Raw genomic sequence first — 16,267 nt, 5'->3', positions numbered from 1 at the left:
CTATCAATTAGTTTGTCTTTCTCTTATGTGGGTATATAGAGAATAAGAAAAACGATCCCAAAGGCTAGTACATCTTTGGAATCGTCTCTTAATCAATTATTGTTTTTTATAGTATTGCAAAATACCATTATAAATAGATTCTGCAAATAATTTAACGTATTGATCATTTGTCATTTTACTGTTATCCTCTGCATTCGTTAAGAAACCAAGTTCTACTAGAATAGACGGGATCACCATATTACGAATTACGTAGTATTGCTCTTGCTTGACACCACGATTTTTCATATTTAAATTGTTGACAATTTGATTATTAACAAATGTCGCTAAATCAATGTCTTCCTGATACATATCTCCTGTAGATATTGCATAATATGTTTCAGTACCAGACGCTGACGTATTAGCAGCAGAGTTGACATGAACACTTACAAAAATTTCACCATAGTTTGCTTGTGTAAAGTCTACGCGATCTTGTAAGGATGGATACGTATCACCAGTACGTGTCATATAAACTTTTGCACCAGCATTCTCTAGTAATTGTTTCACTTGTGTGCTGACTTTTAATGTAATGTTCTTTTCAGAAGCAGAGCCCTTTACTGTACCTGGATCTTTACCACCATGACCTGGGTCTAGGATGATAATACGATTTTGTAAAGGTTTAGCTGTTTGATTTAATATTTTCAAATAAGACTTGTGAACATAGCCTGATTGGCCATTATAGGTGATTTCTGCCCAGTAACCATTGATGTTATTAACTTGGACATACTCTCCTTTATTCAGCTTAAATAACACGGCTGATGTAGAGTTACTTTGACTGCGAACATTTAAATTAGCTACCGTTACTCTTCCTAGCACATCACCAGAAGCTGGTGGTGTTGGATTTGGATTTGGCTTTTCTTCCTCCACAATATCCGTAGTGCTATTCGCTACAATATAACCTGGTAAACCATTTACTTGTGTTAAGTAGTAGCCACCTGTTGTTTTGTAAACGGGAAGCTTTTCGTTCGCTTTAATCGATGAAATTACTTTTGCTGATGAAGTAGGCTTCACATATAAATTGACAGCATTTTTTGTTGTTACTTCTTTTTCGACTGTTCCTAACGCATTGCCATCTGCATCTACAAATTCTGCATATTGCTTATAGATATAGGCATAAGCGCCTTTATAAGTAACCTTTAGCCAATTACTTTCTATAGCGTAGACTGATAATTTACCGCCTGTATTGACTTTGCCTACAATGTTCGTGCTTGAAGTAGAATCTTTTGTCTTACGGATGTTTAGCCCATCTGTAGTGACCTTCACTAAGCCTATTACTTGTGATGTATCTGGAACTTGTACACCTTTTACAGGAAGCTCTAATCGATATTTTTCACTGTTTGCACGCGCCACGAATAATGAGAATTGTGAACGTGTTACAGTACCATTTGGTAAATACGTATTACCTGTTCCGTTTGTAATACCATTATAATAGATTGTATTGATGTATTTCACATATTCATGTGTGATTGCTACATCAGTAAATGGTGAGTCGATCCCCTCATACTCACTAGTATCTAAATTAAAAGCCTTTGTTAATACATAACTCATTTCTCCACGAGTTAGAGGCTTATTTGGTAAGAATTGACCTTTTATATTTTTGTCGAAAAATCCTAGCTGTACAGCACGTTCTATATAACCTGACATTTCAGTGCCGACTGTAACATCTGAAAAGCTAGATTTATTTACAACTAATGGTTTATTACCAGAGGCAACAACAACCATTTTAGCTGCTTGTCCTCTTGTTACACTATTATTTGGGCCAAAGACTCTCTTACCATTCACAAAGTAACCTTGAATTACCCCCAAATTTACTAAATAATTGATTTCTTCATAGGCTGGGTGATTTTTAGTAACATCTTCAAATGTAATATTCGAATTGTTAGCTGCACTGACACTTGCACTATGTATCGTAAACATAGAAGCCGAAATGAATAAGACGCACAAGATAAGACTAATTTTTTTGATGTTCAATGTCTTATTTCCTCCCTTCTTGTTCTCTTAACGTGTCCATTTTAACAAAATTAGCTAAATAAAGCATCATACAATAGAACTGTTAAAATTTAATTTTCCAATTCACATCCTTTCCTACAAAATTATCATAAAAATAGAAGAGTCTGCTATTGCAAACCCTTCTTCCATTATACGCTATTCAAAAGATCATTTCTTGCAATCTATGACACAATTAAAGTGTTAACTTTATGAACTTATTGTTGAATTCTTTCAATAAATACTTTTAATTGTTCGATTTTTAATAATTCATCAGAACCGAAGCTACCGTCTCCGTCACCATTTGTAATGCCATTTGATGCTAGCGTAGAAACATATTCATTAGCCCAGCTCTTTTGAGGCACATCACTAAAAGCTACACTTCCACCATTATTTTCAAGACCAAATGCTAGCACTAATACTTTAGCAATTTGTGCACGCGTAATTGGTGAAGACGGGTTGAATTTACCATTTGCATCGCCTTCAAAGATACCTAATTTTGCTACAGCTGCAATAGCACCTGCATGAGCATATGTAGGTTTTACATCTACGAAACCAGTAGTAGTATCAGATGTATCTAAGTTTAAAGCTTTTGCAATTTGTACTGCTACCTCTGCACGAGAAGCATATACGGAAAAGTCAATAGCTGCTTGTTTTACTTCAGCTTGTTGTTGAGCATCAAATGTTGCCACACGTTTAGCACCTACATAACGATCGCCCCAATAATATGGGTCATTAACATTTGAATAGCTTACACCTTGACCAGTTTGAGAGTGGATCATTTTACCATCACCTATGTATATCCCCACATGTGAAATACCACTACCACTTGTATTGAAAAATACTAAATCGCCAACTTGAAGATCACTCTTGGCTACTGCAGTACCTTGTTGATATTGAGATCCTGACGTACGGTTTAATTGAATGCCTAAGTCCGAAAATACTTTAGAAGTAAAGCCAGAGCAATCAAAGCCGCTTGTTGTTGTACCGCCGTATTTATATGGAACACCTAAATATTTAGAAGCTGTATCAGTTAAATCTGCTTTAGACGCTGCTTCAGCAGTATTAATATTAGTAGTTGAAAATAACATAAATGATGCAAAAATCGGTAATAACCATTTCTTATTCATACTTTTGTTATACCCCTCTCAAAACTTTTTTGCCTATACATAGACTATCACAAAAGAGGCGAATGTTATTTTTCAATTGTGTAACGGTTTTAGACAGCAAAAAAACGCTGTAATACCAACGTTTGGCGGTATTTCCAGCGTTAAAAAGGGGATTTTTTTATCGTAATTTGGAACTTTCGTAACATTTCTGTAATATTAGCGATGCTTTGTTACACAACAACTTATTGACTAGAGAACATTTGGACCCAATAGTAATTTCCTTTGCTATCCTGTGCTATTGCAACACCTGTGTTCGTATAGTGCTCTTTTAAAATATTATCTCGATGGCTAGGTGAAGCCATCCATGCCTTAACAGCAATTTCAGGTGTTTTAATATTTCTAGCAATATTCTCTCCAAAACTTGTATAGTTGTAATCAAATAATGTCGCTAAATCCCAAGGTGCCCCATAAAATGGGGAAACGTGTTCAAAATAGTGGCGATTTACCATGTCCTGTGCTTTGATAATGGCAATTTGAGTAAGTTCCGAATCATAAGCAACAGGTTCTAGCTTATTCTTCTGTCTTTCAACATTTATTAATTCAATCACCTTTTTAGACCACTCAGAAGAAAGGTTTACAGTTGGGATATAATCCTTTGCTAGATAGTCATAGACTACTTCCAATGCCTTAATTTTTTGCTGAAAAGCCATGCTTCGCTCAACAAATACAGCAAACTGTGCACGTGTTACCAATTGGTCAGGTGCAAAATGTTTAGCATCCACCCCACCAATAATACCGATATCTGCTAAGGATTCGATATAATCTTTTGCCCAATGAGTACGCGTAATATCCGCAAACTGGCTATTATTTTTGCTATCTACTTTAATTTGGTAAGCTAGTGCTAGCATTTTTGCCACCTGCATACGCTTTAAAGGCTCTTCTGGATGAAAGGCCTCACTCTTTTGAATGACTCCCAGTTTAACAAGCTGGCAAATTTCCTTGTAATATGGATGCGTTATAGGAACATCCTTGAATTTAACAGGGTTCTCAATGTCAATGTTAGTTTGAAGAGAGCGAGCAATGGCAGCGGCAGCCTCTGCCCTTGTAATAGCTTGCTCTGGCTTAAAAGTGTTGTCGTGATATGTAGTCATATATTGTTTTGTGAGCATATGTTGAATCGAGGCATTTGCCCAGTATGAATTTGTCACATCTACTGCCTTAGCAGATGCTGCTTCTACTTGACTAAAACTAGTTAAACTTCCTACGGTTGCAGCTATTGAAAGTACCATTATACTCAATAATTTTTTCAACAGGGCGACCTCCTCACGTTGGCAAAATAAAAATGTATGAAATGGTACCTCCCAATCAAAGTGACCATTTATACTATAAGATACGAATTTCAGATGATATAGTTTCACTTTTTTGGAAATTAATATTAGGATTCATTTTTTCTTACTTATAAAAGGAGTTTTCCCGTTATATTCATTGGGAAAACTCCTTTTTTATCATACTATTGAATCATTTTAAGATAGTCTTCTAGAATGCGGTAATTATACACTAAGCCCTGTTGCTCAATCGACAAATTACTATAATCTTTTTGAGCTGCTAGCACTTTTTTCTCAAATGATGAGCTGTCTGGATCAATATTTCCGATCGCTTGAACAACTTTGAGAACGGCAGCCACATCTTTTTCAGCCTGCTTTAAGACATCCTCATTAATGACCTGTCCTTTAATTTTAGAGTCCAATGCCTTATAGGCAGCAACGGCATTCGCCACATCTTCAATATATGTCGACGAGCTTGGAGACAGTCCCGCTATGATCTCCACAACCTTCTTCACATCAGCTAAACTTTTCTCTGCTTCGAGTAAAAGAGAATAATTGGAGATACGCTGTTTATCTGTCGTATTCAAACTATCATACTCTTTACGCGCCGCTTCCACCATACCAAAGTAATATTTATCCTTTGGATTCAATTTAGCAATATTATTATAAACCTTTATAACATTATCTAGTGAAAGCAATAGCTGGTCGTTATAAACATAGCGTCGTTGATCAGCATTGAGCTTATCATAGGCTTTTAAAATCTTTTGGTATTGGCTATTCATATCTTTTGCCGTTAGCAATCGATCAATATCTTCTACAATACTCATTACAGGCTTTATTAGCTTTTCCTGATCTTGTAGCACTTTATAATTTTGAACAGCTCGTTGCTGATCCTTTGGTAAAGCATTGTAAGCAGCACGGATTTCTTGGATACGTTTCACATATTGCTTTGGATCAACGGATGGTAAGTCATTAATCATTTGCATGACATTACCAGCCCCTAAAATACTAGACTCCGCTGCTTGCAATAAATAGTAGTTTGTCACATATTGCTTCATATCGCCAGGTAGTGCATCGTAAAGTGAGCGTGCTCGCGATGTATCTTGAAGGAATGTGTTACTTGAAGATTTTAGTTTACTAATCAATTCCATCACACTCGAGACAGGCTCAAATTTTAAGAGAATATTAATATTATCGATGTATTTTTTTTGATCCTTCGATAGCTTATCATACGCTTTACGTGCTGAGTTTACCTTACTAACAAAGCTTGTTGATTCTGGATCTAATTCATTAATTTGAACCATCACACTTAAAATTGGTTTCACTGCTTTTTCACGTGTTGTTAAATCTTTAATATTCGTCACTAATTTCTTTTGGTCAGATGACAGCTTATCGTATGCTACACGCGCATTCATCAGCTTCGTTAAATAGTCAGCATCTTGCACTTCTGTTAATTTAATTAGCTCGACTACACTCTGTGCTAATCCCTGTTCATTTTCTGCTGCTACCAGTGCATCATAGTTTACGATCGCTTGCTGCTTCTCTGCTGGCAAGGCATCATAAAGCTCACGCGCTGTTTTCATATCTTGATAGAAAGTTTTACTTGTTGGTTTTAACGACGCAATGAGACCAATTAAGGAAGCAACATCCTCTACAGCAGTGAGATTAGCATAGTTTGTTACTCGCTTTTGGGAGACTTGATCAAGTGCATTATAGGCTTTACGTGCATCAAGAACCTTTTTTGTATAATCCTTATTTGTTGGATTTAAGGCATCGATCATTTGAATCACCTTGATTACTGCCTTATTATCCTTTTCGTAGGAGCTTAACACTTTGGCTTGCTCCACTAGCTTCTGCGCGTTCTTATCCATTGCTTTATATTCTAATGTAAGTTCTGCTACCTTTTTGACAAATGTGTCAGGGCCTTCATTTGCTAAGGCTAGAATACGGTCATCAAATGCTTTGGCCGTATTGATATAGCCTTGTGCGTTTGTTAGGTGTACATAATTGATGACCTCGTCTTGAAGTTTTGGCTCTATATTATTTAATGCGTTATAAGCACCCGTTGCCTTTTGCACATCATCTTTATAGGTCTTTTTTGAAGTATTTAAAGCATCAATTTGAACAATAACATCTATAACAGGTACTTTTTTACTCAAGCCCTTATAATTTAAAACAAACTCCTGATTAGCATTATCTAGTTTGGAGTAAGCCGTATAAGCTGATTTTGCTTTAGAAATATAGCTTTTAGAGGAAGGATCCAATTTTTCAAATTGAGAGATGACATTAACGACTGATTTATAGGATTTCTCTAAATCTGTTAACACTTTAATATTTGTCACACGCTTTTTAGCTGTTGGTGATAACGCATTATAGTGAGCTCGTGCATCCAATATTTTTTCAATAGCTATATTTTTATCTAGCAGATCAATTTCCTCTATAACTTCTTTTACCGCTTTTTCTTCATTAATTAAAGCCTCTATTTTTTCAATCAGCTGTGTTTTTAAATTGTAAAGAGCTTCTTCATAGCCACTACCTTGTGCATCTAATTTAACTACTTCGTTTTTTAATGCGGCAAGCTGTCCGCTGTAATCTGCTGAGGGTTTTAATGTATTGATTGTTTTTGATAGATCAGCGTATTTTTGAAACAGTGTTAGTTTTGCAGCTCCTTGCACTAACGTTTTATCATTTTCATTTAATTTGTTATAGGTAGTCCAGGCAGAGAGCGTCTTACTTTCAAAAGTTTTTGCAGTTGGATCTAGGCTATCAATTAACTTATCTACCTTTAACGCAGCACTTAAATTTTTCTCCCAAGATGTCAGCTCGGCTAAATTACTGACGATTTTTTTTACATTGCTTGGATTGATTGTTATTCCAGTTGGAGCAGGTGGATTATCATAAGCTGCACGTGCTGCTTTAATGGCAGCTACTTTTTCACTGTCTGCTTTAGGCTCAATCAATTTTATAAGGGCTTCGATACTTTCAGCTACAGTAATATTGGCTATTGCTGATTGTAATTCGTTCGCGTTTTTAACAAAGTCTTTATTGATTGTTAGGTTATTGTATTTTGTTTTTAGCTCATTAACTGCGCTACGATATGCGTCTTCTTTGGATACACGTAATGTAGAAATGCTTTTCGAAATATTGGTCGCCTGACGATATTGTTCAATGCTCTTATATTCTGTTTCTACTAAATTTTTAGACGCTGCATCCAGATTATTGTAGGCTTTATCAATTGCTGCTACCGCATTAATAAAGCTTGAGGCTGAAGTGAAATCTGCTGGCTGTTTGCCTTTTAATTCTGCAATACTAGAAGTCACTTTTTCTAGAGCAGACAAACCTGCTAATGCATCCTTATACTTTTTAAAAGGTGTAACCTTATCATCATTTGGATTGTACGCTTCAATTACTTTCTTTTGCTCTGTTGTTAACCCATTATAATTCGCCTTAAAGCTATTTATTTTAGGCAAAACAGCTGAGTAATCTGAGGATTTTTCCAATAACTCAACTAACAGAACTAATTCTGTAGCTACTCCTTCTGCTTTAGTCGCATCCACTTTTAACTTATTTAATTTGTCAACATCCATCCCCTTGCCTTTAAAGTAGGCATTGCGTTCTGCATCGGTATAGCCGTATTGTAAAGATGTGCCGCGAATTGTACTGGCAATGTCTTTTGCATTATTCACTAGCGCCTCATTGACAGCTGCTTCAAATTCCTTTTGAACAGTTACATACGCTTTTAGTTCATCCTTGCCAATATTTAAAAAGTTATTATATTTCGTATCGAAAGCGGCTACCTCTGCAATAAATGTTTTACTTGTAAACGAGATTCCCGTCATTTCTTTTCCTAATTTTTGTAGCTCACTTAATAAGTTACGCTGCTCCTCCACATAGCGATACTTTGCTTCAATAAATGCAACTTCGTGTTCATTAAAGCCTGCAGCACTTAAAACTTGAAGATCTCCTTTTGCAATGACCATATCATCAGCCGATGAGTTTTCCGACAGCTTACCAAATTGTGCAATAAGCTGCTCTCTTGTCGTTGCAGCTGCTATCTGATTCGTATAGGCAACTTGCTCCGTATGTGTTGTGACGCGGGATTGTGCATCATTTTCCTGTGCGTTCGCTATAGCCGTAGGTGCCAATAAAAGACCCGTTATGACCCCTGCTGTCAATTTTCGATTCAATCGAACCACCCTTTCATCGTTTATGTATAGGAAAATGATTGTATTCATTTTCATTTAGAATTTATGACTTTAGTATCGGTAAAAATTGCTTGATTTCAAGCCATTCTAATATATTTACAAAATGAGACATATCAAAAGTAATTTTTCTAAATTACTAGCTAGAAAAACAGGAAGTTATTTCAATTATACTATACAATGGTGTTATATAAGGTTTTCATCAATTGACATATAATAAGAGATTATGTTTTTTCAATGAATTTATTGGAAAAAAACAGCTATTTTCATATGTCATAATATCTTTACAAGGTGTATACTACAACTTTGATATCCTATTTTGGAAGAAAGGACGCTGTTTTATGTTTTACCATTATAAGTTCTGGCATAGCTTAAAAAATCCTACCTACTTTACTAGCATCGTAGAGGAAGGCGAGGTCATCGGATATAAAAAAAGAGTACTAACGGTGTTCATTCTTTTCATCCTGTTGTTTGCTGCTCGCGAATACTGGGGAATGGGGACAGAAAATTTAACGTCCTTATTCGCAAAGGATTTACAAAATGAATACTATGTAGCACGTATACTTTCGATGCTTGGTGCCGTTTTATGGGCAATCGTCTATTTTTGCTTCCACTATTATGGTGTTACCTATCTATTACATCTATTAACGGACATTCCTTATACTTGGATAAAAAGAGTCCAGCTTTATGTTGTGGCCTTTCTATTAATTGAAAAAGCAGTCCTCTTTGCTGTTTTCTATGCAGTAGGCTATACGACCATGTTTTCTTTCTTCTCCTTGGCTCCTGCTGCCTTACAGGTGATTGAAACAGATTTCGTGTTATTTACGATCAATCAGTTGACGGTAACAACGGTTTTAATCATTATTGTTCAGTATCTCTTCCTATCGAAATGGGAGGAAGAAGCTAGTAGAAAAATGTTAGTAATCAAATTGATTGCTGTGCAGCTATTTATGGCCCTTTTTGTAGGCTTGATCAGTGTGCTACCAATTAAAGAATGGATTGCTAGGGGGTTAGGATGATGGCATTTATCAAAACAAGACCATGGACAACTATGACCATCGTGTTAGCATTGCTAGTAATCAGTATAAATGCTTATTTTGTTTTTAAAGATAATAGCAGTGTGACACGATCCTACTTTATCGATGAGTTTCAAAAGGCTTATGTCGGCACAAATACAGAGCGTGTTACTAAAGAAACTATTGTAGCACCTGCTGAGACATACACAATTACTGCGGATGCAACTAACTTATCAGCTGTGAATGTAAAGCGTGGCCAAGAAGTGATGATGAATGATGTACTCGCTACCTATAAAACAGATGAGGTGGACGAGGAGTTAACTAAGCTTGAATCTGAACGCACAGCCTATGAAACAGAACTACAAGATTTACAGGATGCACTTGATCAAATTGAGGATGAATATGGAGACGCTTCTAATCCAAAAAGCTCCATTAATACGGATCAAATCAATGATAAGCTATCCGTAACGCTAAAATTAGAGCTTGCTCAACAAAATTCTGCTTCGACAGCAGTTGCGCTGTTAAACCGACATATTGCTGAAACAAATCGTCAAATTGCATTACTTGAAGCCCAAATTACACAAATTCAATCTCGTCAGGGTATTGTCAGCCCTATTGATGGTGTGGTGGCAGCGATTAAGGAAGAAGCTGGTGCGCTAACTTTTGAAATCTATTCGAATGAAAAAGCAATGTATGCCTATTTATCAGAAAAGGAATGGCAAAAGGTGGAGGAAGGGCAAACTGTAGATTTCAAGGTGAAACATGTCAAGGATGATCTATCTGGCATCGTATTAGAAAAACAAACGATTGCTACTGACGATCAGACAGTTTGGGCAAATGAGCTAGCCAGAACCGCTACCTTACCACAACCAACTAATTATGAAGTGACCTTACAGCAAGATGCCCCACTCGAGGACATCCCATTTTCGACAACTGGCAAAGCCTCTATTATTGTCAACGAAGCATTTGATTCTTATAAAGTCGATAAATCATGGCTAGCTACAGCTAAAAAAGGGAACAAAAAGTTATATATCATCAATCAGGACGGTAAAATTCAGCTAATTGATGTCAATGTGCAATTTAAAACGGCTAAGTCAGCTATTTTTATGGATTATCTTGATGAAGGTACGCCAATGCTCTCGAATGAGAAACGTAATCTCGAAGCCTATACCTTCAGAACATTACCTGTTGAGAAAATACAATGGAGCCATTTTAAAGAATTAACTTGGAAGCAATATGTGAAATATATCGTTTTCTAATCCAAATCCGCCTCGTCCTTTTATGGACAAGGCGGTTTTTTTTACAATAGAAATCCCCTGTAGATTACTACAGGGGATTCGTCATTTTTATTTTAATGATAAACACCTATTTAAGAAACTTGCAAATTGAGCACGTGTAATTTGTGCATCTGGTCTAAATGTGTTATCTGGGAAGCCTCCAGTTAAATCATTTGCGACAAGTGCTTGGATATGGCTGTATGCCCAATGTGTTGATTTCACATCTGAGAAGCTTACTTTGCTTGTACCTGTTAATTTATAGGCTCTTGTTAAAATGGCAGACATTTCAGCACGTGAAAGCTGTCCGTTTGGATTAAACTTTCCTGCCTCTTGCCCTTTAATAATGCCAGCCTGCTCAACTGCGGCAATGGCACTGTATGCATAATGACTCTTACTTACATCTTTAAAGCTAGAATCCTTCGTAGTCGTTAGATTCAGCGCTCTGGCAATAATCGTAGCTGCCTCTGCACGTGTAATGGATGCCTCTGGTTTGAACGTTCCATTTGAGTATCCTTTAATAAGGGATTGATCGTATAGACTTTGGATTTCTGAAAATGCCCAATGCCCTTTTGTCACATCTGTATAAACTAATTCCTCATGATTGTCTTTATAAACTGCTTGTAACTGATCGAAATACAGCTGACCTTTCTTCTGAAGAGAAGCTGTTGGCTGAGCAACATACATACGCTCGAATTTCAATGGCTGAGGTAAGTCACTCGGAATATTCGCCGTTACGTACTTCCAACCACTCCAGTCTAAACCACCCTGGCTTGTAAAATCAATTGTATGCTTAGCTCCAGTACCATCAATCACAACGCCTCTTAGCCAATGCTTACCAGCATCGCCAAATACCCAAAGACCGATATTTTTAGGCTGCCCTGAAATAGCAATTGGTGTTTTCGCAACCATATAGGCTGCTTTTGTGCCTGTGCCTGCTGTTGTGAAATCATAGTTTAATTGTAAGCTAGCAGCTCCCTGTCTTGCATACTCTTTAGAGCTTGCTAATGAAGCACTAGCTTTCGCCACTTCTGTTGTCCAAGATGACGTATTATCAAAGTTATCTAGTACAATAGGTTTTTCTGCTAGATCTACTACTTTCACAGCTGTAGACGTACGAATACCTTCATACTCTCCAATAATTTTCCCTTCACCCTTTTGTGTTGCTGTGAAGGTTGCACCGTCCATCTTGCCAATATTACCTTCAACTGACCAGTTCATATTTGCTGGGTTGATGGTCATTGGATTCAAGTATTGATCATAGGCACTTACAACCTGCATATCTACAGAAGAACCTTTCATTACTTGACCAACGCTACTTAACGTAATGGATTTTACTTTCCCTGGTGGCGCTGTATTCACAACCTGTAAAATCGCTGATACACGACGCTCACTGCCCTCTGATGGTCTATTTACGAGATTGGCGAAATAACCCCCTGGATTACGCACGACCATTGCTGTAGAGCCGCCTCCATCTAGGTTAATAGCCGAAGTAGCACCCACCGAAATTAAATGAGCAGCTAAATCTGATAAATTAACACCGTTACTATGACCACTTATGCGACCATCAATCGTTACAAGAGATACCTTTGTACCTGTAGCATCGATAGCTACCGCTGTACGTGGGCTACGTGTGGAAGCAAACCCTGAATTCGTTGGCATAGAAATATCCACTTTACCGTTACGCACAAGCATCGGTCCAGCAGCTAAAATGAACTGTGCATCCATCCATTTTTGATCGATTGATAAGCTGACATCCACGCTTGTACCTGCTGTAATACTACTTAATTCAGCAGCTAATTCTTTATTTTGTACAGAGATAACAAAGCCATCTGCTGGGACAGTCGAGTTACCTTCTGCTCCATAGGCTGTTACATGTGATACTGTGCCTGAGAACTGGTCACCAAAATGCAAGGTGCTTGTATCTTGGCTAGCGCCCGACACAACAAGTTCTACACCCCATGTATTTGTCCCTGTTGATCTTTTATCAGGTGTATATAAAACGTTTTTATTTGTTCCTCGTTCACTATTAATAAGATCAATAGGATAGCTTTTGCCATTCACTTGGAAAGTTAGATTCGTAGAATAATAGTCTGCTATCGCTTTCCCTGATTTCGATAAACCAAATGCAACTGGCTTTTGTGTTGGGCTATCATATGTATCTCCCAAAATACCATAGTTCACAATTTCATTATTTTCTGCTAACAAGTTCGCAGGCATACCATTTCCTAAAAAGTAAGAGGCATTAACAGCTCCAACAACGCGGTGCCCATCAAAGGTGTTTTGCTTAGCCATCGCTGATGTTGTCTTTAATGAATTAATAGGATTAGGCATACCAATTTCTAGTTTTGTATATGTATTATTTAAATTGACATCTAAAACATTTACAAACTGACGTATAGAACCTGACGTATAGTTTTGCTGTGAATGGATTACCTGTGGTGAAACCTCTGTTTTAACTTCACTGACTTTATTGCCTAAACCAGCAGCTTGTCCATTAATGGGGCTAACTGTTAGTGTAAGCATGAATAGGACAACAATAATCGTTATTAGTTTTCTTGCCATTTTTCACTCCGAATTAATTCAAAGTATGGCACGTACCATGTCACAAGGCCCGTGCCAGTGACTTTTTTATTTTGTTTCTACATAGATCGCTACTGGAAGATTGACACCACCAGCATGCATTAGTTCTAATTCAATCGTATCTTTCGAACCCTTCATCTTGAAATCTGGTAATTCAACATACTCTGCCCCTACTCTTAAAGAAGGCACTAAATACACTTTGCCATTCACCTTAATCGCTCCGCTGTATAATCCTCCTCGACCAGCTAGTTTCAGCTTAATCGTTTTTGTAGAGCCTGTTGGATTGACAACTGGAATGGAAACTTTGTAGTTCATACCGAAGTGACCTGGGTTTCCTACAGCACCATTAATCTGAGAAAGTGAATTTTCAGCCGTTTGTAGATGGTCTGTACGGCCATTAGAAATGTTATAGCCTACCTCAGGAGTATCTACTGTATAGGCTGGTAGCTCTGCTAGAATTGTAGCACTTGGCCACGCACCTCTTGGATGTTTCGCATACTCATCCACCGCAACCTGGTCCGATTTGATTGTTGTTAAATCCGTATTATCCTTTGAAAGCACTGTACGTATTGTATACTCAGGTTTTCCACCATTGACTGCTTGAATATCTAAATCATGTAAAAAGCCGATAATATAATCATAGTGTAGGTCATATGTTTCAATTAGCTTCGTTTCACCTGGTGCGATAACAATGCCACTACTCTCTGATTTTTTTAGTTTATTATTTAATACAGCATCCGCAATTGTTAAACCAATATCATGACCTACCCAGCTATTACCAGTTTTTTGGTTAATGCCTTTCGAGTCAGTCACTTTAATGCTCTCTGTCATAGACTTGTTTTGGACAGTAATGCCAATATTGACATCTGTTCCTAGCGTGTTATAGTGCCAGCCAAAGACACGGTGCTTATTCATTGCTGTCGTTGGTTTTACGTCGTATTGTGCAAGTGTTACATTATTTATTGGTACAAGCTTGCGTGTTAATGTTTCTGGATTATCACTAATAAATAGATCACGATCCCCTTCTAAACGAGCAGAAGGAACAACCTCTGGCGATGACGTAGTGCCGTATGATTTTTCAAGGAAAGAGCTTGTATACATATAACGATATACATAAATATACATTTCTTTCTTTTCTGTGATATAACGCAAATTCCCGCCTAATGCATCCACAAGAAACTTAGCAGGAACATACATTTTGCCCTTTTGTATAAATGGCTTTTCGATCATTGTCACTGCCTCATTGTTAATCAGAGCCTGATTGCTGTTATCATTGAAAATAAAGCTCATCCCACCAATTAACAATTCAAAGGAACCATCAGGTTGCCAAGTGCCAGATGAATCATCTAAATAATCATAAATATAGCTAGCAGGTAAATAGGTTCTTCCATCCTTTGAAACAATCGGATCTTTCATGACAATACGTTTATTATTGATATGTAAGATATATGGGTCTTCCTGCGGTGGTGCTGTTGTTTCATCTGATAATGTAATATCTACCGATTGGGTAGCCTCATCCCAATTCACAACACCATCAAAGTTTTCACTGACGAAACGTAATGGCATATAAGTACGATCCTTATACATAAATGGCGCAACATCCATTGCTACCTCTTGACCATCTACTAAAGCCGTCTTCGAATCGATCGTTAAATCAACCATCTTACCATTGCGAATCGCCGATGCAGTCAACGTTTCCTTATCCCAATCCACACTTGCACCAACCGCTTCATATAATGCACGCATTGGTAATAATAAGAAGTCCGACTTGTTTAAAATAGGATCATTAACATTGATTGCTTCTCCATTAATCGTAATCGAAACATTGTTTTTTATCTGAATTCCCTTGTTACTAGTAGCTGATGCAGACGCTTGTCCTGGCAAAATCGTAGCCAACGCAACTGCTGATACAATACATGTAGTCTTTAGTTTTCTAAACATCTCAATCTCCTTTTTTCCTCTTAAAATCGTCTCTACCATCTTAACATGAACAAAGCCCAAAATGTGGGATTTTTATCGAATAAAGTAGAATTCGGTACTAGAGTGCTAGCCTTTCTCCTTCAAAAGCTTCATGTAAGATAAAAGGTATTCCAAAATACCATGCATATTTTCTATCAAACTTATTGCCTCTGAATAAATTCTTTTATATAACCTCCTTTGCAATGAAATTTAAAGAAATAAAGCTGATTATTAAAAAATTCATTTCCATCTATGTATGAATAATATTTGATTTGGTCACTTTGTAATCTAAATTAAATAGTATTTCTAGTAAGTAGACTCGTTATATTAAAAAAAGTTACATTAACTTTTGGGAGAAAAAATGAAAATTTGTGAGGATTACTACCTTCATAAAATCACTAGGTTGGAAGATGTAATCGTATTAAGTAATTAGAGGTAATAACAAAGGATTCTATATCACTATCACTCACTATTCTTAAAATAATTTGTAGACATCAAGGTATAATTGAATTGGTTATTTGAAGAGTTTGTATTCTCAAGAATTCTTCACTTACATAATTCCTACAAAATTATCTAGAAATAGTTACTTTCCCCAAATCGAAGTGGTAAAAGCAATAAGTAAAGCACCCCCAATTGAGAGTGCTTAAGAAAGTTTTATTTATACCTATCTTCTAATAAACAATTACATATACAAATATAAATAATAATAATGTTTTTAGGGCCTTACAATAATCACAAGATTACTTTCATGCATTTGGTCATTCACTAGTTCCTCCA

8 protein-coding genes are annotated in these 16,267 nt (G+C 36.8%); 2 read left to right on the top strand and 6 right to left on the bottom strand.

Features of this window, described 5'->3' with window-relative positions:
- Positions 1–96 precede the first annotated feature (96 nt).
- The 4 genes from MHB39_RS03375 to MHB39_RS03360 all read right to left on the bottom strand — a co-directional run bounded on the left by MHB39_RS03375 (position 97) and on the right by MHB39_RS03360 (position 8,652).
- On the bottom strand, positions 97–2,007 hold the full coding sequence (locus tag MHB39_RS03375) for an N-acetylmuramoyl-L-alanine amidase (protein ID WP_342545847.1): 1,911 nt from the start codon (positions 2,005–2,007) through the stop codon (positions 97–99).
- 233 nt (positions 2,008–2,240) lie between these two features.
- Positions 2,241–3,152: a C40 family peptidase gene (locus MHB39_RS03370; RefSeq protein ID WP_342545846.1), complete on the bottom strand. Its 912-nt coding sequence runs from the start codon at positions 3,150–3,152 to the stop codon at positions 2,241–2,243.
- 221 nt (positions 3,153–3,373) lie between these two features.
- On the bottom strand, positions 3,374–4,441 hold the full coding sequence (locus MHB39_RS03365) for an S-layer homology domain-containing protein (RefSeq protein ID WP_342545845.1): 1,068 nt from the start codon (positions 4,439–4,441) through the stop codon (positions 3,374–3,376).
- Between the two features lie 200 nt (positions 4,442–4,641).
- Positions 4,642–8,652, bottom strand: a complete 4,011-nt coding sequence (locus tag MHB39_RS03360; RefSeq protein WP_342545844.1) for a cell wall-binding protein — start codon at positions 8,650–8,652, stop codon at positions 4,642–4,644.
- A gap of 347 nt (positions 8,653–8,999) precedes the next feature.
- On the opposite strand from MHB39_RS03360, the gene MHB39_RS03355 reads away from it, so the two are divergent.
- Entirely contained in the window at positions 9,000–9,677 is a 678-nt protein-coding gene (locus tag MHB39_RS03355) for a hypothetical protein (protein ID WP_342545843.1), read from the top strand.
- Positions 9,674–10,933 carry an HlyD family secretion protein gene (locus tag MHB39_RS03350; protein WP_342545842.1) on the top strand — a complete coding sequence of 420 codons (1,260 nt, stop codon included), beginning with the start codon at positions 9,674–9,676 and terminating at the stop codon, positions 10,931–10,933. The genes MHB39_RS03355 and MHB39_RS03350 overlap by 4 nt, the downstream gene beginning before the upstream one ends.
- A gap of 87 nt (positions 10,934–11,020) precedes the next feature.
- Here the strand turns inward: MHB39_RS03350 and MHB39_RS03345 are convergent, their stop codons facing one another.
- On the bottom strand, positions 11,021–13,513 hold the full coding sequence (locus MHB39_RS03345; RefSeq protein ID WP_342545841.1) for an S-layer homology domain-containing protein: 2,493 nt from the start codon (positions 13,511–13,513) through the stop codon (positions 11,021–11,023).
- Between the two features lie 66 nt (positions 13,514–13,579).
- Positions 13,580–15,472 carry a stalk domain-containing protein gene (locus tag MHB39_RS03340; RefSeq protein WP_333006209.1) on the bottom strand — a complete coding sequence of 631 codons (1,893 nt, stop codon included), beginning with the start codon at positions 15,470–15,472 and terminating at the stop codon, positions 13,580–13,582.
- Positions 15,473–16,267 lie beyond the last annotated feature (795 nt).

Source organism: Lysinibacillus sp. FSL K6-4013 (assembly GCF_038630435.1).
Classification (GTDB): domain Bacteria; phylum Bacillota; class Bacilli; order Bacillales_A; family Planococcaceae; genus Lysinibacillus; species Lysinibacillus boronitolerans.
Note: the sequence above shows the minus strand (reverse complement) of the source record. Positions and strands in the feature narration are given on the sequence as shown.